This window comes from Streptomyces roseoverticillatus, assembly GCF_000719265.1.
GTDB lineage: Bacteria > Actinomycetota > Actinomycetes > Streptomycetales > Streptomycetaceae > Streptomyces > Streptomyces roseoverticillatus.
The window spans coordinates 126283-144971 of record NZ_JOFL01000005.1 but is presented as its reverse complement, the minus strand read 5'-3'; the positions used below and the strand labels follow the sequence as shown (position 1 = coordinate 144971).

Below are 18689 nucleotides of genomic sequence, written 5' to 3'. Positions count from 1 at the left end.
GTTCGAATGGAAGCGTCAAGCGGAAATCAGCCATCCGCATGCAGCTGTCATCCGCCCTCGTCCGCACGGCGTCGATCATGCCAATAAATGCCCATGAGGGGAAATATGCACCGATGCAGCCCCGCACCGGCGGCTGTCCGGGGGCGACGGGGCGCCCCCGGACAGCCGCCGGACGCGCGCGTCAGCCCCGCGGCTCGCGCCACATGGGCCACATCCGCGGCCCGCCGTCCGGCAGGTCGATGGGCGTACCGGTGAAGGCGAAGCCGAGGCGCTCGTACAGCGCCTTGCTCCGGGCGTTGCTCGCCTCCAGGTAGGCGGGCACGCCCTCGCGGTCGCACCGGTCGAGGACGGGCGCGAGGAGCGCGCGCCCCCGGCCCTCGCCGCGCCGCCCGGGCGCGGCGACGATGTTCGGCAGGTAGTAGTGCGAGCGGTCCCCGGGGTGCGCCGCGCCCGTCAGCTCGCCGACGATCCGCGCCCGGTCGTTGCCGGGGGCCGCCTGCGCCAGCTGCTCGCCGATCCCGCCGTCGTCCGCACCGCCGTGGCCGTCCCCGCCGGACTCCTCCACGCGCACCGGTATCCACAGCGCCGCCGCCGAGAGGTCGTCCGTCACGTCGACCCACCCCGCCCGCAGCGCCGCGTCCAGGAACACCCCGAAGAAGCCGGGGTGGACGGCGCGCCGGTGCCCCTCGTCCGGGAACACCCAGCAGCTGACCGGGTCCTCCATGAAGGCCTCGCCGAGCAGCAGGCTGATCGCGTCCCGCTCCTCCGGCCGGGCCCGGCGGATCTCCGGTACGACGGCGGCTGCGGTTGTCTGATGCACAGTCATGGTTCCTTCCGTACGGGGGCGACACACACGTCTGTTCGCGCCGATCGTACGGAGGTGCGCACTCTGCGCGTCAGCGGATCCCCAGCTCCCGCAGCACCCGGCGCTGCCGCTCCTCCGGCTCCGCCGGGAAGTAGAGGTAACAGACCCCGCCCGAACCGCTCCTGACCTCGCCCTGGGCGTTGTGGCGCTTGGTCCGCAGCCAGATGTTCTCGAACTGCCGGCGCTTGTAGACCCGCCGGACCGCGGCGTTCGAGGGGCTGTTCGGGTCGTTGGCGACCACGTCGCCCTGCGCGGTGAAGCCGACGACGCACATCAGGTGGCCGGCGGTGCCGTAGCCGGCGCCGTCGAGCTCGGAGGCGAGGAAGGACTGGGAGGTGATGACGGGGATCCGCGCGCGGATCAGCTTCTCGGCGTCGCCGAGCGAGCGCAGCCGGGTGATGACCGCCTGCATGTCGCGGTACGTCGCCGCGTAGGCCGCGTTGAAGGGCCAGTTGCCGCACCCCTTGTACTGGTGGTCGTAGGTGAAGCGGGCGGCGTGGCAGACCTGCGGGTCCGCATAGTCGCGGTTGACCCAGGCGAGGTCCGCGGCCGTGGGCTTGCGGCCCCAGTACTCCAGGACCATCTGCGAGGAGGTCGGGCTGCACCACGCCTCGCCGCCGTTGTCGTACTCCGGGTACTGCCCCTTGTGGATCTCCTGCGAGTAGCGCGGCACGTGCAGTTCGAGCCCGGCGCCGGACCCCGGCGCGGAGGCGGGCACGGTGAAGCGGTCGGGGATGTCGGAGCCCATCACGCCGAGCCGCCACACGGTGGGGGTGAGGCGGGTGCCGGGCCTGCGGAAGAGGGTCAGGCGCAGTTCGTACGCGTCGATGCGCAGTCCGGTGGCGGGCTTGTCGACGGCGAGCGTGTCGGTGGAGACGCTGCTGCGGCCGTCGCCCTGGCCGTCGACGGAGGTGCGGCGGATGTCGCCGGAGGCGTCGCCGGCCGTCCAGCGGCCCATGACGTACCAGGGGGTGCGGGCGCCGTCCGTGTACCTGCCGCGTACCTCGGTCTGGAGCCAGGTGCCGGCGGGCGCGTGGGCGTTCCAGGACGCGATGACCTCGCTCGCGGGGGCGGGCGGGGCGTGGAGCGGGGACGTCCAGGTGGCGTACTCCCAGGTGGCCTTGGCGCCGGTGTGCGGGTCGGTGTGCTCCAGGGTGCCGGCCGGGCGGTCGACGACCAGGCCCGGACGCCGGCCGCCTGCGGGGCGGGTGCCGTCGGCGGTGCCCCGCTGCCAGTCGCCGCGGGAGGTCCAGGCGTGGTAGTCGACGGGCGCGGCGCCCGCTCGGGAGGGGGCCGCGGCTCCGGAGGAGGCGAAGGCGAGGGAGCGGGAAGAGGCGGCGGCCGCGAAGGACGTGGCCGCCGCGGCGCCCAGGGCGGCGGCGAGCACGGAGCGGCGGGGCGTGGGTCTGCTGGGCATGCTGCTGGACATGGCGCTGGTCCCCCAGTCGTCTGCGGATGGGGCGCGCGCACGGGTCCGCCGCGCGCCGGTGCGTGCCAGTGATTCCCCGTACGGCCGGTCCCGATACCGGGTGCCGGGGGGATGGGGCCGTTGGAGGGCCGCCCGGACCGGCACGCCGTCAACACGACTCCCCCCGTGTCCCGCCATAGGGTGGTCCGGTGCGCGCTCCCCTCCCCCACGGCCCCGCCTCCTTCGACGACCTCGCTCCCTGGCTGCTGACGCTCCCTCCGTCCCTGGGCCCCGTACGGCTGGTGGCCGTGGACGGGCACGCCGGCTCGGGGAAGAGCACGTTCAGCGGCCGGCTCGCGGCGGCGCTGGGCGGGGCGCCCGTACTGCATCTGGACGACTTCGCGACGCACGAGGAGCTGTTCGCGTGGACGGACCGGCTGCGCGAGCAGGTACTCGTCCCCCTGTCCCGCGGGGAGACGGCGCGCTTTCGCGCGTACGACTGGGTGGCGCGGCGATTCGCCGGGGAACGGGAGGCCGCGCCGGAGCCGGTCGTACTCGTGGAGGGCGTCGGGGCGGGCCGCCGGGCGCTGCGCCCCCACCTCGCATGTCTGCTGTGGATGGAGTTGCCTCCTGAGCACTCCTGGGAAAGGGGTCAACTCCGTGACGGCGCAGAGCTGTCCGATTTCTGGGACGGCTGGATGCGGGCGGAGCACAAGCATTTCGCCGCCGATCCGACGCGCCCGTACGCAGAACTGCTGATTCTTCAGCGGGAAGGGGGATACGAGGTGCTGCCGGGGCCGCACGGGACGGCGCGAACGGGCCCCGAACGGCCCTGATCATCACGCTCCGTGAACGACTTCGGGCGGCCCGGCCGGTATCCCGGCCGGATCCCCGGCACTTACGCCAACTCCGCTTGACCGACGGGGCGTACAGGACTTACGTTCTCATTGTGCGGCCGCTGGAGGCCGCCCGCGGACGCGAAGCCCCCGGTTGTTCCCCCGTGATCGGGGGCTTCGTACCCCACCGGAAGTATCCTTTTGCGCCCTTTGCTCCACCGAGCCCCTCACCCTGGGTGACCATCCCGCGAAGCCTTCCGGCGCGCCTCCGAGAACGTCTTTCCCGCCGCTTCCCGCCCCCGTCCGCCGCGAACCGCGGTGCGGCACCCTTCGGCCTGGACCAACAGCGCAGGTACGATGCGACTCGGTGCACCTATCGGCGGGTGCACTGGCACACACTGGTCAACTCCCGTCCACAGCACAGCGGTTCGGCAAGGCGCGCCCGGCACTCGCCGGGCAGCACGCTACGGGGGCACGGTTTGTGGGGGACGTGATGGATTTCGGCATGCAGGGCCCACCCGCCCCGGCCGATCTCGCCTGGCTGCGCGCCGTCGACGCCTACACCATGGGCGCGTACGCACAGGCCGAGGAGGAGTTCCGGGCGGCGGTCCGGGCGGATCCCGGCATGGCCGACGCTTGGCTGGGCCTGCACGCGCTGCGCGCCGACACCACGACCGCACTGCTGCGCATGCACCGCCACCGGGACCGCTTCGGCGAGCAGCGCACGCGCCACCGGCGCACCCTGAACTCCTGGTACTGGCTGGGCTGGTGGGTCCAGCCCGTGCTGGAGACCGGCCGCGACCTGCTCCTCGCGCACGCCTCGCACTGGCTCGACGGCCGGCACGTGCCCGAGCTGGACCGCGCGCTGGCCGGCTGCCCGCCCGTCGAGACCGACCCCCAGGCCCGCTTCCTGCACGCGTGCCGCGCCTATCTGGTCAAGGACTGGGAGCAGTTGCTGCGGCACACCGAGCCGCTGCTGGACGATCCGCTGCTCGGCATCGAGGCCGGCCTGTTCGGCGGCATGGCCCGGGTGCGGCTGGAGATGTACGGGCAGGCCGAGCCGCTGCTGGCCGCCGCGCTGATGCGCTGCCGCAGCGAGCAGCCCCAGCGCAAGGAGCTGCGCTACTGGCTCGCGCGCGCCCACGAGGGCACCGGCCGCAGCGCCGCCGCGCTCCCCCTGTACCGCGCCGTGCACCGCGTGGACCCGGCGTTCATGGACACCTCGGCACGGCTCACCGCCATCGCCGACGGGGACGGCCTGGACCAGGAGCTGGGCCTGTCGCCGGTGCCGCTGGGCGGGCCCGGCGAGGAGCCGGCCGCCCCTCCCCCGCCCGCCGTCTCCGCCGACGCGGCGGCCGACGCCCCGGACGTCCTCGACGGCCGTGACGTGCTCACCGGCACGGACCCGGGGCCCGCCGGCACCGCGCAGGCGGACGCCGGGCCCGACGACGCGCGCAGGAAGATCCGGGTCCCCGCCCAGCCCACCGGGAAGGCCGTGGCCGGCCCCTCCGACCCCGTCCTGCTCGCCAAGGCCCTCGCCGAGCTGGAGCGGATGGTCGGCCTCGAACCGGTCAAACGGCAGGTGCGGGCGCTCTCCGCGCAGTTGCACATGGCCCGGCTGCGGGCCGTCCAGGGCCTGCCCGTACAGCCCCCCAAACGGCACTTCGTCTTCTCCGGCCCCTCGGGCACCGGCAAGACCACCGTCGCCCGCATCCTCGGCCGGGTCTTCTACGCCCTGGGGCTGCTCGGCGGGGAACACCTGGTGGAGGCCCAGCGCGCCGACCTCGTCGGCGAGTTCCTGGGCCAGACCGCGGTCAAGGCCAACGAGCTGATCGACTCCGCGCTCGGCGGGGTGCTCTTCGTGGACGAGGCCTACAGCCTCTCCAACTCCGGCTACACCAAGGGCGACGCCTACGGCGACGAGGCACTGCAGGTGCTCCTCAAGCGCGCCGAGGACAACCGCGACCGCCTGGTGGTGATCCTTGCCGGCTACCCCGAGGGCATGGACCGGCTGCTGGCCACCAACCCCGGCCTCGGCTCCCGCTTCACCACCCGCGTCGACTTCCCCAGCTACCGCCCCGCCGAACTCACCAGCATCGGCGAGGTGCTGGCCGCGGAGAACGGCGACAGCTGGGACGAGGAGGCCCTGGAGGAGCTGCGCAGCATCAGCTCCCACGTGGTCGCCCAGGGCTGGATCGACGAGCTGGGCAACGGCCGCTTCCTGCGCACTCTGTACGAGAAGAGCTGCGCCTACCGCGATCTGCGGCTGTCGGGCTATCCCGGCACGCCGACGCGCGACGACCTGGCCACGCTGCGGCTGCCGGACCTGATGCAGGCCTACGGGGAGGTGCTGTCGGGGCCGGGCTGGGGCACGCGGCGGGACGGGTCTCGCGACCCGCAGGATCCGTCCTCCACGTGACGGTTGCGGCCGCGTTCGGTTCCGCCGGACCCTCGCCGCCGGGGCGGGCCACCGTGGCGGCGGGATTTTTCACGGCCGTCGCGCCGGGGCACTTTTGTCGCCGTGGCGGCCGGCACCTCTCTCCCGCCGCGACGGCCTGGAACCACGACGGCGCAGACCGGCGGTGCCGAACCCGCCTTACCCGGCGCCCTTCTCCCCCGCGGCAGCGGACCCGGCAGCGGACTCCGCCTCCGGGTCGTAGCTGCTCGTCCCCTCGTCCAGCAGGGGCTCCTGCGTCTTGAGGTGGGCCGGGGCCAGGGCGCGCAGGACGTGGTAGCCGGAGAGGACGACGATCGTGCCCAGGGCGATGCCGCTGAGCTCGAAGTTGGCGCTGATCTTCAGGCTGACGCCGCCGATGCCGATGATGACGCCGGCCGCGACGGGCACCAGGTTCAGCGGATTGCGCAGGTCGACCTTGTTGTGGACCCAGATCTGCGCGCCGAGCAGGCCGATCATGCCGTAGAGGATGACGGTGATGCCGCCGAGCACGCCGCCGGGGATCGCGGCGACGACGGCGCCGAACTTCGGGCAGACGCCGAAGAGGAGGGCGAAGCCGGCCGCGGCCCAGTAAGCGGCGGTGGAGTAGACGCGGGTGGCCGCCATGACGCCGATGTTCTCGGAGTACGTGGTGTTGGCGGGGCCGCCGACGGCGGTGGAGAGCATGGTCGCGAAGCCGTCCGCGGAGATCGCCGTGCCGAGCTGGTCGTCCAGCCGGTCGCCGGTCATCTCGCCGACGGCCTTGACGTGACCCGCGTTCTCGGCGATCAGCGCGATGACGACGGGCAGCGCCACCAGGGCGGCGGACCAGCCGAAGCTCGGCGCGTGCAGCGACGGCAGGCCGATCCAGTCGGCCTTCGAGACGCCGGACAGATCGAGGCGCCAGTGGTCGACGGCCTCCGGGCCGCCGTTCACCGAGTGGATCTTCCCGAAGAGGCGGTCGAACAGCCACGAGATCGCGTAGCCGAAGACCAGGCCGAGGAAGATCGCGACGCGCGACCAGAAGCCGCGCAGGCACACCACGGCCAGGCCGGTGAAGAGCATCGTCAGCAGCGCCGTCCACTGGTCCTGCGGCCAGTACGTACGCGCCGTGACCGGGGCCAGGTTGAAGCCGATCAGCATGACCACGGCGCCGGTGACCACCGGCGGCATCGCCGCGTGGATGATGCGCGCCCCGAACTTCTGTACGACCAGGCCGCTCAGCAGGAGCGCCCCGCCGACCACGAAGATCGCGCCGGTGACGGCCGCGCTGCCGCCGCCCTGCGCCCGGATGATCGCGGCGACGCCGACGAAGGAGAGACTGCACCCCAGGTAGCTGGGTACCCGGCCGCGGGTCGCGAGGAGGAACAGGATCGTGGCGACGCCCGACATCATGATCGCGAGGTTCGGGTCCAGGCCCATGAGGACCGGGGCGACGAACGAGGCGCCGAACATCGCGACCACGTGCTGCGCGCCGAGGCCGGCGGTGCGCGGCCACGAGAGCCGCTCGTCGGGCCGGACGACGGCCCCAGGGGCGGGGGTGCGCCCGTCACCGTGCAGGGTCCAGCGCACGCCGAGGCCCATGGAAGCTCCCGAAAGGTCGTGTGGGGGGGTGATGATCCGGTTCATGCTAAGCCGGGCCGGACGGTGCTCCGGTCCACCCGGACCCGTCCGCCGCCGCGGGGGTTTGCTGCAACCGGCGCAATCCATCGCCCGTAGGACTGTATGACCGGCTTCTCATGCTTTTCTCAGGTCTCCACACGGTATCGGTGTCATTGTCCGATTCCTGCAACTCAGGAGACACATATGCGTAAGCTCGCCGGCCGCGCAGCGGCCGCTGCCATCATCGCCGCAGTCGCCATCGTCCCGGCCGCCGGGGTGGCGCAGGCCGCCCCGGCCACGCCGGCGGTCCAGGCCTGGGACCACGACCACGACCGCGACGATGATGACCACGGCCGCGACCACGGCCGCGACCACGGGCGCGACCACGGCCGCGACCGTGACTGCGACCACGGCCGCGACCACCACGGCCGAGGCCACGACCACCACGGCAGCTGGGGCCACCACCGCGACTGCGACGACGACTGCGGCTGGGGCTGGGACGACTGGAGCTGGGGCGGCGGCTGGGGCGGCGGCTGGGGCCACCACCGCGGCGGCCACGGCGGCTGGGGCTGGGACGACTGCAACCGCAGCTGCGGCTGGGGCCACCACGGCGGCTGGGGCGGCTGGGGTGGCGGCTGGGGCGGCGGCTGGGGCATCCTCGGCGGCATCCTCTAACCACAGCAGCACAGCACAACCACGGCACGGGCTGTGGCGACGGACCCTCGTGGTCCGCCGCCCGGCCCGTTCCGGCGTTCTGCCCTCCGGGCAGGTGGCGGCGAACGTACGGGGTGCGGTGGCTGCACATTCCGCCGGACCCTCGCCGTCGCGGCACATCGCCGTCGCGGCGGACATGCCTGTCGACCGGGCGGCTTCCCGGCTGGACGGCTCCTCCTGCCGGGCGTCCGGAGTCCGTGGCGGGGCCACCGGCGTCACAGAGCCCCGGCGACAGCGGCCGCAATGGCGCGACACCGCGACAGGGAGTCCGGCGGCGCCGGGTCCTGTCGTCACTCGGATGCCGACGGCGCCGGCAGGGGGGCCGCCGCCGCCGTCCGCTCCGGGACGCGCAGCACCCCCGCCCCCGCCACCAGTCCCACCGCCAGGGCGGTCACCAGGCCGAACGACGTGACGAGCGAACTGGCCTCCGCGATCTGGCCGATGGCCGCCGGGGCGACGAGCCCCGAGGTGTAGGTGATCGTCGCGACACCCGCGATGGCCTGGCTCGGCGCCGGCCCGCTGCGCCCCGCCGCCGCGAAGGCCAGCGGGACGACGACGGCGACGCCCACGCCGATGAGGGCGAACCCGGCGATGGCGGACGGCGCGCCCTGCGCCGTGACCACCAGCAGCCCGCCGGCCGCGGCCAGCACCCCGCTCGCGCGCACGGTCCGTACGGGCCCGAAGCGCCGCACGGCCGGGTCGCCCGCGAACCGGGCGAGGGCCATCGTGCACGTGAAGGCCGCGGTGCAGGCCGCGGCCACACCCGGGTCGGAACCCGCGACGTCCCGGAGGTAGACCGCCGACCAGTCCAGGCTCGCGCCCTCGGCGAAGACCGCGCAGAAGCCCACGACGCCGATGACCAGCGCCGCGCGCGGCGGCAGCGCGAACCGGGGAGGCGGGCGCTCGTCGCCGGCGGCGCGCAGGTCGAGGACCCCGTGGCAGGCCGCCGCGCCCAGCACGGCCAGCACGGCGGCCGCGGCGCCCAGGTGGATCCGGGCGTCGAGGTCCGCGTGCGCGGCGGCCGTGCCGGCGGCCGATCCCACGAGCGTGCCCGCGCTCCACATCCCGTGCAGGCCCGACATGACCGAGCGGCCCAGCCGCTCCTCGGTCTCCACGCCGAGTGCGTTCATGGCGACGTCCGCCATGCCGGACGTCGCGCCGTAGACGGCGAGCGCCCCGCAGAGCGCGGGCAGCCCCGGCGCCAGGGCGGGCAGCGCCACGGAGGCGCACCACAGCACGATGAGCACGCGGAGCGCCGCCCGGGAGCCGAGGCGGTGGCTGATGCGGCCCGCGAGCGGCATGGCGCACGAGGAGCCGATGGCGGGGAGGACGAGCGCGAGGCCCAGCGCACCGGAGCCGAGGTCCAGGTGGCTCTGGATCCAGGGGATGCGGGTGGCGAAGCTGCCGGTGACCGCGCCGTGCACGGCGAACACCGCGGCCACGGCGAACCGTGCCCGGCGCAGCCGGCCCTCGTCGGTGCGGCCCGTGTCCCGTTCTCCGGCGCCCATGGGCCGACATCCTTCCGGACCGGGCCCGCGCGGGTCGACCCCGCGCGGGCCCGGTCGCCTTACGGCCCGGGACTCAGCAGGCGCCCTGGTCCTGCCACACCCCCCATTCGCCGGTGGTGCCGGGCTCGTCGCCCTGGGTCCACCACTTGGCCTTCCAGGAGCGGGACTTCCAGGAGACGGTGGCGCCGCCGTTGTAGACGGCCGCCTTGTCCCACTGCGGTGCGGTGCAGGCGCCGCCGGTCGGTTTGCCGGTGGGGGTGCCCGTCGGGGTGGGGGTGGTGCCGCCGGGGTCGACGACGGTCGTGCCGCGGGCCAGGTCGCCGGCGAGGGCGTACGTCTTCCCGCCGAAGGTCACGCTCCAGTTCGAGGGGGTCGCCGCGGGCAGGTAGTAGACGTAGTCGAGGTCCGCCGAGGCGCCGGGGGCGAGCGGCTGGGAGGCCGGGAGCTGCACGGAGACCCGGTTGTAGTCGCCCTTGAGGCCGCCGATGTTGTTGCCGGCGGTGTGGTCGCTGCGGATGACCTTCAGTCCCCAGCCCGACTGGTCCTTGGCATTGCCGGGCGCGGAATTTCCGTAGTCGAACTGGAATTCCGTGCCGCCGGGGAGGGTGGTCTTGGTCCGGTTCGTGATGCGGATCTTCGGGTTGATCGGGTAGTTGCTGTCGCCGAGCGGGAAGTTCGTGAGGCTCACGTCGATGTCGAGGGCCTGTGCGGGCAGCTCGGTCGTCGCGCGCCGGGCCCCGTAGGCGGGTGCCGCCTTGAACGCGTCGTCCATCGCGGTGGTGAGCGTGCTGCCGGGCTCGTACTGGCCCTTGGCGGCGTTCCAGCCGTAGTCGCCGGCGAGTTCCCAGATCATGGTGCCACCGAGGCCCTTGTCGACGACGTACTGGGCCTTGGCCTTGACCGACTGCTCGTCCTCGGTGGAGAGGAAGACCTTCTTCTCGGCGTTCCAGAGCCAGGGCGCGGTGAGCGTCGCGTCGTAGTTGCGGGCGTAGGTGCCGGTCAGCTTGGTGCCGGCCGGGAAGCCGTACTTAGCGGCGTAGTCCCCGACGACGCCCTTCTCCAGGTTCTTGGCGTGCCACATCGGGTTGGAGCCGGCCGGGGACTCCTTGCCGTCGTCGTCCTTGTCGTGCCAGAGGTTGTCGATGCCGACGGCGCCGTCGCCGCAGGTGGTGAGGCCGGACCCGGCCGGGCACGCGGTGGTCTTCGCGGTGCCCCACAGGCCGTTCGTGCCGCCGGTGACGTTCTTCCAGCCGCGCGTGTAGTAGGGCAGGCCGAGGTTGATGCGGCCCGGGGGCAGGGCGCCGCGGAAGTAGTGGTACGCCCAGTCGCCGTTGAGGTAGCCGGTGCCGCCGTACTGGGGAGTGGTGTAGACGCCCCATTTGGCGAGTTCGGCGTCCTTTCCGTCGTCGTAGAGCGCGGCGTTGGGCCCGACGAATTCGTTCCAGGCGCCGTGCAGGTCGTACGACATCACGTTCACGTAGTCCAGGTACTGCGTGGCCTGATAGGTCTCCATGCCGCGCAGCAGATATCCGGAGGAAGGCGCGGCGACGGAGAGGAGGTAGTGCTTTCCGTCGGCCGCCCCGGCCCGGTCGAGCTTTTCCCGGAGCGTCTTCATGAGGGCCGCGTAGCCCTTGTTGAGGCCGCCTCGGCGGGCGTTGGCGAGGGCCCAGTCCTTGGGGTTTCCGGCGTCCTTCATCGACGTCGGGTACTCGTAGTCGATGTCGGCGCCGTTGAATCCGTATTTCCTGAGGAAGGCGACGGTGGAATCCGCGAAGGTGTCGATGCCGGCCTGGTTGACCGAGCCGTCGGCGTTCGTGGCCGTTTTGTAGAAGCCGCCGGAGTCGACGCGTTTGCCGTTCTCGTCGAGGTAGCCGCCGGTCTCGGCCCAGCCGCCGATGGAGATGAGGGTCTTCACGTCCGGGTGCTGCTTCTTGTACGTGGTCAGGAGGTTGAAGTGGCCCTTGTACGGCAGGGCCGGGTCCATCTCGGCTCCGGCGGTGCCGGGCCAGGTCATGCCGGTCGCGGGGTTGCCCGGGCCGTCCGCCCCGACGGAGATCTTGTCGTCGGGGCCGACGTGCGCGAAGGCGTAGTTGAGGTGGGTGACCTTGTCCCAGGGGATGTCGGGGACGAGGTAGGCGGGGGTGCCGTCCTTGCCGGTGCGCCAGCCGGTGAAGTAGCCGATGACGCGGCGCTGGTGGCCGGCGCCCATCTTCTCGCGGCCGGCGGAGTCGTAGACCGAGCAGTAGGGGACGTCGGTGCCGGGGGTGGCGTAGAGGCCGTCGGGGCGGCAGCCGGTGTTGTCCTCGGCGTGCGACGTGGCCGCTGTGACGGTGCCGATCAGCAGCCCGGCCAGGGCGGTGCCGGCCGCGGCGAGGGTGATCCCGCGGCGGGTGCGGGAGCCGGTACAGGATCTCGCCCGGGACAGTGGCTCCCGGGCGGGCTTCTCTCGGAACAACACGATCAGGTCCTCCAGTGGGGGCCCGGCACGGCCGGGCGGCGGGGGGTGCGTACGTCGTGCTGTGGCCCGCCGGTGTGCGCCCACCGCCGGGCCGTACTCCTCGGAGGTGTGGCAGAGGTTAAGAGGACTAGACCAGTGCGTCAACAGGTACGGACCAAGTCCGGGAACTGGAGTCCGAGACTCCGTCGCGGCCGCCCGCACGGGCCCTCGCGGCCGGTGCCCAGTGCGTCACATCGCCGTGGACACCGCGCCGCCGCCCGGCGTACGCTCGTCCCGTCGACCAGCGGTTTTGAGAAGCCGCCGGCCGGCCGCATGTAGCATGACCTGAAATTACTGATACGCAGCGCACTCCGGGGTCGGTGAAATTCCGAACCGGCGGTTATAGTCCGCGACCCGTCCGCAGCCAGCGGCCGGTTGACCAGGTGAAATTCCTGGACCGACGGTTAAAGTCCGGATGGGAGGCAGTGCGCGGCGGGCACGCATCGGCACACCGTCGCAGGCGGCGGCCCCTCATCGGGCGCCCCTCCCGTACGGCTCCGTCAGGGGCCGTGGTGTCCCCCGTTGCGATGTACCCGCTTCTTCGTCGTCCCGTACGACAGCCCCGGAGTCCGTGCCCGAAGAGGCAGGAGGACCCGGTGGCCACCGCGACCGAAGCAGACGCGATGCGACGCGCCGTTGCGCTCGCCGCTCGCGCCCTTGGCGCGACGAGCCCCAACCCCGTCGTCGGCTGTGTGATCCTCGGCCCGCAGGGCACCGTCCTCGGCGAGGGCTGGCACCGCCGGGCCGGCGGGCCGCACGCCGAGGTCGAAGCCCTCGCCGCGGCCTCCGCCGCGGGCCACGACGTGCGCGGCGGCACCGCCGTCGTCACCCTCGAACCCTGCAACCACACCGGCCGCACGGGCCCCTGCGCGCAGGCCCTCGTCGACGCCGGCATCGGCCGCGTCGTCTACGCCGTCGCCGACCCCACGGACACCGCCACCGGCGGCGCGGCCACCCTGGCCGCCGCCGGTGTCGCCACCGAGGGCGGCCTCCTCGAAGACGAGGCCGCCGCCGGCAACGCCGCCTGGCTCACCTCGGTCCGCCGCGGGCGCCCCTTCGTGCTGTGGAAGTACGCCGCCACGCTCGACGGGCGCAGCGCGGCCGCCGACGGCACCAGCCGCTGGATCACCTCGGCCGCCTCCCGCGCCGACGTCCACCGGCTGCGCGCCGAGGCCGACGCGGTCGTGGTCGGCTCCGGCACCCTGCGCACCGACGACCCGCACCTCGCCGCCCGGGACCGCGACGGCGCGGTGCAGCCGCTGCGCGTCGTCGTCGACACCCGTGCCTCCGTCAAGCCCGGTGCGCGGGTCCTCGACAACGCGGCGCCGACCCTGATCGCCGTCGGCGAGGACGCGGACACCGGCCACCTGCCGGGCGTGGACGTCGTCCGCCTGCCGCGCGCCGGGGCCGGCCGCGGCGGGCTGGACGTGCCCGCGCTGCTCGCCGAGCTGTACGGGCGCGGCGTCCGCTCCGTCCTGCTCGAAGGCGGTCCCGCCCTCGCCGGCTCGTTCCTCGCGGCAGGCGCCGTCGACCGCGTCGTCGGCTATCTCGCTCCCGCCCTGCTCGGTGCCGGGCCGGCCGCCCTCGGCGACGCCGGCGTCGGCACCATCGCCGGGGCCCTGCGCCTAGAGGTGACCGACGTCGCCCGGCTCGGGCCCGACCTGCGGATCACCGCAGTCCCCACCGCTCCCGCCACCGCCCCTGAGGAGAACTGACAGTGTTCACCGGAATCGTCGAAGAACTGGGCGAGGTCGTCTCCGTCGAGAACCTCGGCGACAGCTCCCTCTTCCGGCTCCGCGGCCCGATCGTCACCGAGGACGCCAAGCACGGCGACTCGATCGCCGTCAACGGCGTGTGCCTCACCGTCGTGGAAACCGCCGGCGGCGAGTTCACCGCGGACGTGATGGCCGAGTCCCTCAAGCGTTCCAGCCTCGGCGCTCTCGTCCCGGGCTCGCGCGTCAACCTCGAACGCCCCATGGCGCTCGGCGGGCGCCTCGGCGGCCACCTCGTCCAGGGCCACGTCGACGGCACGGGCACGGTGCTGGAGCGGATCCCCGGCGAGCGCTGGGAGATCGTGAAGATCGGCCTGCCGGCGGGGCTCGCCCGCTACGTCGTCGACAAGGGCTCCATCACCGTCGACGGCATCAGCCTCACCGTGGTCGAGGCCGGGGACGACTTCTTCACCGTCAGCCTCATCCCCACCACCCTCGAACTGACGACGCTCGGCATCAAGCAGCCCGGCGACCTCGTCAACCTGGAGGTGGACGTCCTCGCCAAGTACGTCGAGCGGCTGCTCGGCGGCGCGGGCGCGGGCGCGGCCGGGGGTCCCGTCGCATGAGCGCCCTGGACTGGCTCACCGCCGAGGCGTTCAGCGTCTTCGGGCAGCACGTCATCTGGTCCGACCTGATCGGCAACAGCATCGGGCTCGCCGCCCTCGCCCTCGGCTGGCGGCGCTCCATATGGACCTGGCCCGTGCAGTTCCTCTCGGGCGTCGTCCTCGTCGCCGCGTACGCCTCCGCGCACCTCAGCGGCGGGGTCGGCAAGCAGCTCCTCGTCATCGGCGTGGCCGTGTGGGGCTGGCGGCAGTGGCACCGCGGCAGGCAGGAGGCGCAGGACGGCTCCATCGCCGTCCGCTTCGCCACCTGGCGCGAGCGCGCGGCGCTGCTGGCCGGCACGGCGCTCGGCACCCTCGCCGTGGGCGGCCTGTTCACGGCCGTGCCGGAGCTGTCCTGGAACCCCTGGCCGGACGCGTACATCTTCGTCGGCACGCTCGCCGCGATGGTGGCCCAGGCCCGCGGGCTGATCGAGTTCTGGGTGGCCTGGCTGCTGGTCGACGTCGTGGGCGTCCCGCTCGCGTTCAGCAGCGGTCTCGCCTTCTCCGGCCTCGTCTACGTCTTCTACCTCGCCCTCGTCCTGTGGGGCATGCGCGACTGGTGGCTGCGCTCGCGTACGAGCACTGCCGCCGCCCTGGAAGGAGCACTTTCGTGAGCGACGCGCGGGCGGCCACCGGGCTGCAGCCGACAACGACACCCGCACCTCTGCGCCGTCCGGGCGGAGAAGCGAACAAGGGAGCAGGGGCATGACCGTCCTCGACAGCTTCACCCCGCTCGGCGAGCTCGTCCTCGACTCCGTCGAGCGCGCCGTCGCCGACATCGCCGCCGGCCGGCCCGTCGTCGTCGTGGACGACGAGAACCGCGAGAACGAGGGCGACCTCGTCGTCGCCGCGGAGAAGGTCACCACCGAGATCGTCGCCTTCATGATGAGCGAGTGCCGCGGGCTGATCTGCGTACCGCTGGAGGAGGAGGAGGTCGAGCGGCTCGACCTGCCGCAGATGGTCGCGGACAACACCGAGTCGATGCGCACCGCCTTCACCGTCTCGGTCGACGCCTCCCGCGCGCACGGCACGGACACGGGCATCTCCGCCGCGGACCGGGCCACCACCATCCGGCTGCTCGCCGACCCGGCGGCCGTCCCGGGCGACTTCGTCCGTCCGGGGCACGTCTTCCCGCTGCGCGCCAAGCCCGGTGGCGTCCTGGTCCGCAACGGCCACACCGAGGCCGGCGTCGACCTGGCCCGGATGGCCGGCCTGCGGCCCGCCGCCGCGATCGTGGAGATCGCCGGCGAGGACGGCGCGATGCTGCGGCTGCCGGAGCTGGTCCCGTTCGCCCGCAAGCACGGCCTCGCGATCATCTCCATCGAGGACCTGATCGCCCACCGCCGCGCCGCGGAGGCGGCGGCCCCCGGGGCGCCCGGGGACCCCGCGGTGCCCGCCGTGCGCCGCGAGGCCGTGACGCGGCTGCCCACCGCCTTCGGCGACTTCCGCGCCCACGGCTACCGTTCGGTGGCCGACGGCGTCGAGCACATCGCTCTGGTGGCCGGTGACCTGGGCAACGGCGAGGACGTGCTGGTGCGCGTCCACTCCGAGTGCCTCACGGGCGACGTGTTCGGCTCGCTGCGCTGCGACTGCGGCCCGCAGCTGCAGGCGTCCATGGAGCGTATCGCCGCCGAGGGAGGCGTCGTCCTCTACCTGCGCGGGCACGAGGGCCGCGGCATCGGCCTGCTGCCGAAGCTGCGCGCCTACGAGCTGCAGGAGGACGGCCGCGACACGCTGGACGCCAACCTGGAGCTGGGCCTGCCCGCGGACGGCCGGGACTACGCGGCGGGCGCGGAGATCCTCGCCGACCTGGGGGTCCGCTCGCTGCGCCTGATGACCAACAACCCCGACAAGAGCGCGGCCCTGGTCCGCCACGGCCTGACCGTCACCGGCCGGGAGCCCGTGCCCGTCCAGGCCGGGGAGCACAATCTGCGGTACCTGCGCACGAAGCGGGACCGCATGGGCCACGACCTGCCCTGGCTGGACGGCGGGCCCGTGGCCGCCTGCGGCAACCAGTGACACCACACCGACCGATCACCACACCGACCGAGGAGACGAGAACGTGAGCGGCAAGGGCGCCCCCGAGCTGAGTGTGAAGAACTGCCAGGACCTGCGAGTGGCCGTGATCGCCGCGCAGTGGCACGAGAAGGTCATGGACGGCCTGGTCGACGGCGCCCTGCGCGCACTGCACGACCTCGGCATCGACGAGCCCACGCTGCTGCGGGTCCCCGGCAGCTGGGAGCTGCCGGTCGCCGCCAAGGTCCTCGCGAGCCGCGGCTACCACGCGATCGTCGCCCTCGGCGTCGTCATCCGCGGCGGCACGCCCCACTTCGACTACGTGTGCCAGGGCGTCACCCAGGGCCTCACTCAGGTGGCCGTGGACACCGGGGTCCCGGTGGGCTTCGGCGTCCTCACGTGTGACGACGACGCACAGGCCCTGGACCGGGCCGGTCTGGAGGGCTCGAACGAGGACAAGGGCCACGAGGCCGTGACCGCCGCGGTCGCCACCGCGGTGCTCCTCCGCTCGGTGTCCGAGCCCTGGCACTGACGGCGGGGGCGGACCCCGTAGGGTAGGACGCACCATGTCCAAGAAGACGTTCGAGGAGCTCTTCTCCGAGCTCCAGCAGAAGGCCACCGGCGATCCCGCCGTCTCCCGCACCGCCGAGCTGGTGGGCAAGGGCGTCCATGCCATCGGCAAGAAGGTGGTCGAGGAGGCCGCCGAGGTGTGGATGGCCGCCGAGTACGAGGGCGCCGACGCCACCGCCGAGGAGATCTCCCAGCTGCTGTACCACGTTCAGGTGATGATGGTCGCCCGCGGGATCTCCCTGGACGACGTCTACGCCCACCTCTGATCAGCACCACCGCAGTACCGCACCACCCCGCACATCCCCTGCACCACATCCTCAACGCACGAAGGAAACCGACCTCATGCTGCGCATCGCCGTTCCCAACAAGGGTTCTCTCTCCGAGCCTGCGTCGGCGATGCTCCATGAGGCCGGCTACCGCCAGCGCAAGGACCGCAGGGAGCTCGTGCTGGTCGACTCGGCCAACGACGTCGAGTTCTTCTTCCTCCGCCCCCGCGACATCGCCGTCTACGTGGGCTCCGGCAAGCTCGACATCGGCATCACCGGCCGTGACCTGCTGCTGGACTCGGGCTCGCAGGCCGAGGAGATCATGCAGCTCGGCTTCGCCGGGTCCACCTTCCGCTACGCCACCCGGCCGGGCACGGCCAAGGACGTGAGCGAGTTCGGCGGCATGACGGTGGCCACGTCCTTCTCCGGCCTGGTCACCAAGCACCTCGCCGACAACGGCGTGGACGCCTCCGTCGTCCACCTCGACGGCGCCGTCGAGACGGCCATCCAGCTCGGCGTCGCCCAGATCATCGCGGACGTCGTCGAGACCGGCACCACCCTGCGCAACGCGGGCCTGGAGATCATCGGCGAGCCGATCCTGGAGTCCGAGGCCGTCGTCATCCGCCGCTCCGGCGCGCCGGCCGGCGATCCGAAGGTCCAGCAGTTCCTCCGCCGCATGCAGGGCGTCCTCGTCGCCCGCCGCTACGTGATGATGGACTACGACATCCGCGTCGAGCACGTGGAGCGCGCCGTCGCCCTCACCCCCGGCCTGGAGTCGCCGACCGTCTCCCCGCTGCACCACGAGGGCTGGGTCGCCGTCCGTTCGATGGTCCCGTCCAGCGACGCCCAGCGCATCATGGACGAGCTGTACGAGCTGGGCGCCCGCGCCATCCTCACCACCAACATCCACGCCTGCCGCCTCTGACCGGCCCGGCCCCACCCAGCGAGAGCCACCAGCGACGTGTCCACGCCCGTAACCCCGTCCGGCCCGCCCGCGCTCCCGGTCACCTTCCGCCCGACCCGCACCCGGGTCGTGCTGATGAGCCTGGGCACCGCCCTGCTCGTCGTCCTCACGGCGGTGTCCTTCCTGCTCGACGCGGCGACGGCCGGGGACCGGGCCTCCTTCATCGGCACCGGCCTGCTGGTCTTCGCGTTCCTCGGGCTGCTCAGCCGGCCCAAGGTGATCGCCGCTCAGGACGGGGTCACGGTGGTGAACCTGACCACCAAACGGCGGCTGGAGTGGGCCCAGGTCGTCCGCGTCACGCTGCGCCCGGGCGACGCCTGGGTCCAGCTCGACCTGGCCGACGGCACGACCCTGCCGGCCATGGGGATCCAGCCCGGCATCGCCAAGGAGCAGGCCATCGCCCAGGCCCGGGCGCTGCGGGCCCTGGTGGAGGAGCACGGCACGGGGCACTCCACCACCTGACCGGCGGCAGGCAGGCCCGGCGGTGGGCGCGGTTCCTTGATTACTCTGGTGCCACGGGCACACACGTGCCCCGTCCCGCACGAGGAACCGGCCGTGGCACCAGCCCGGCCCGCGGGACACCTGCGACCCGAGGAGTGACTCCCTCCGGCAATGGACGGATCGTCCTGTAGTAC

General features: G+C 73.1%; 16 protein-coding genes and 1 riboswitch. Of the genes, 11 read left to right on the top strand and 5 right to left on the bottom strand.

The annotated features are described in order from the left end of the window. Positions 1 to 181 precede the first annotated feature (181 nt). Positions 182 to 826, bottom strand: a complete 645-nt coding sequence (locus IF61_RS0106985; RefSeq protein WP_052392457.1) for a GNAT family N-acetyltransferase — start codon at positions 824 to 826, stop codon at positions 182 to 184. 70 nt (positions 827 to 896) lie between these two features. Beyond that, positions 897 to 2294 carry a peptidase C39 family protein gene (locus IF61_RS0106980; RefSeq protein WP_030365372.1) on the bottom strand — a complete coding sequence of 466 codons (1398 nt, stop codon included), beginning with the start codon at positions 2292 to 2294 and terminating at the stop codon, positions 897 to 899. Between the two features lie 188 nt (positions 2295 to 2482). Between IF61_RS0106980 and IF61_RS0106975 the strand changes: the two genes are divergently transcribed. Together IF61_RS0106975 and IF61_RS0106970 are read left to right on the top strand one after the other, a co-directional pair. Further along, the gene (locus tag IF61_RS0106975) at positions 2483 to 3109 is read left to right on the top strand and encodes a uridine kinase family protein (protein ID WP_052392456.1); all 627 of its coding nucleotides are present in this window, start codon (positions 2483 to 2485) and stop codon (positions 3107 to 3109) included. 493 nt (positions 3110 to 3602) lie between these two features. Further along, a complete protein-coding gene (locus tag IF61_RS0106970) occupies positions 3603 to 5528 on the top strand; it encodes an AAA family ATPase (protein ID WP_030365370.1) in 1926 nt (641 codons plus the stop codon). A gap of 177 nt (positions 5529 to 5705) precedes the next feature. On the opposite strand, the gene IF61_RS0106965 is transcribed toward IF61_RS0106970, so the two are convergent. Continuing rightward, on the bottom strand, positions 5706 to 7127 hold the full coding sequence (locus IF61_RS0106965; RefSeq protein ID WP_030365369.1) for a uracil-xanthine permease family protein: 1422 nt from the start codon (positions 7125 to 7127) through the stop codon (positions 5706 to 5708). Positions 7128 to 7349: 222 nt separating this feature from the next. Between IF61_RS0106965 and IF61_RS33950 the strand changes: the two genes are divergently transcribed. After that, on the top strand, positions 7350 to 7820 hold the full coding sequence (locus IF61_RS33950) for a hypothetical protein (RefSeq protein WP_030365368.1): 471 nt from the start codon (positions 7350 to 7352) through the stop codon (positions 7818 to 7820). A gap of 329 nt (positions 7821 to 8149) precedes the next feature. On the opposite strand, the gene IF61_RS0106955 is transcribed toward IF61_RS33950, so the two are convergent. Further along, positions 8150 to 9367 (bottom strand): MFS transporter, encoded by a 1218-nt coding sequence (locus IF61_RS0106955; protein WP_030365367.1) that lies wholly within the window; start codon positions 9365 to 9367, stop codon positions 8150 to 8152. Between the two features lie 73 nt (positions 9368 to 9440). Then, positions 9441 to 11825 (bottom strand): chitinase C-terminal domain-containing protein, encoded by a 2385-nt coding sequence (locus tag IF61_RS0106950; RefSeq protein WP_483855228.1) that lies wholly within the window; start codon positions 11823 to 11825, stop codon positions 9441 to 9443. 341 nt (positions 11826 to 12166) lie between these two features. Continuing rightward, positions 12167 to 12297, top strand: a riboswitch (FMN riboswitch). 163 nt (positions 12298 to 12460) lie between these two features. Here IF61_RS0106950 and ribD point away from each other — a divergent pair. The 8 genes from ribD (at position 12461) to IF61_RS0106910 (ending at position 18516) form a co-directional block, all read left to right on the top strand. After that, positions 12461 to 13579: a bifunctional diaminohydroxyphosphoribosylaminopyrimidine deaminase/5-amino-6-(5-phosphoribosylamino)uracil reductase RibD gene (ribD, locus tag IF61_RS0106945; RefSeq protein WP_030365365.1), complete on the top strand. Its 1119-nt coding sequence runs from the start codon at positions 12461 to 12463 to the stop codon at positions 13577 to 13579. A 2-nt stretch (positions 13580 to 13581) separates the two neighbouring features. Further along, complete coding sequence (locus IF61_RS0106940) at positions 13582 to 14202, top strand: riboflavin synthase (RefSeq protein ID WP_030365364.1); 621 nt, start codon at positions 13582 to 13584, stop codon at positions 14200 to 14202. Then, positions 14199 to 14852 (top strand): nicotinamide mononucleotide transporter family protein, encoded by a 654-nt coding sequence (locus tag IF61_RS0106935; RefSeq protein ID WP_030365363.1) that lies wholly within the window; start codon positions 14199 to 14201, stop codon positions 14850 to 14852. Before IF61_RS0106940 ends, IF61_RS0106935 begins: the two co-directional genes overlap by 4 nt. 91 nt (positions 14853 to 14943) lie before the next feature. Next, positions 14944 to 16257, top strand: a complete 1314-nt coding sequence (locus tag IF61_RS0106930) for a bifunctional 3,4-dihydroxy-2-butanone-4-phosphate synthase/GTP cyclohydrolase II (RefSeq protein ID WP_030365362.1) — start codon at positions 14944 to 14946, stop codon at positions 16255 to 16257. A gap of 43 nt (positions 16258 to 16300) precedes the next feature. Then, a complete protein-coding gene (gene ribH, locus IF61_RS0106925; protein WP_030365361.1) occupies positions 16301 to 16786 on the top strand; it encodes a 6,7-dimethyl-8-ribityllumazine synthase in 486 nt (161 codons plus the stop codon). Positions 16787 to 16820: 34 nt separating this feature from the next. Then, entirely contained in the window at positions 16821 to 17090 is a 270-nt protein-coding gene (locus tag IF61_RS0106920; protein WP_030365360.1) for a phosphoribosyl-ATP diphosphatase, read from the top strand. A gap of 76 nt (positions 17091 to 17166) precedes the next feature. Continuing rightward, positions 17167 to 18015, top strand: coding sequence for an ATP phosphoribosyltransferase (gene hisG, locus IF61_RS0106915; RefSeq protein WP_030365359.1), 849 nt, complete (start codon positions 17167 to 17169; stop codon positions 18013 to 18015). 36 nt (positions 18016 to 18051) lie between these two features. Beyond that, positions 18052 to 18516 carry a PH domain-containing protein gene (locus IF61_RS0106910; protein ID WP_030365358.1) on the top strand — a complete coding sequence of 155 codons (465 nt, stop codon included), beginning with the start codon at positions 18052 to 18054 and terminating at the stop codon, positions 18514 to 18516. The last annotated feature ends 173 nt before the right edge of the window (positions 18517 to 18689 follow it).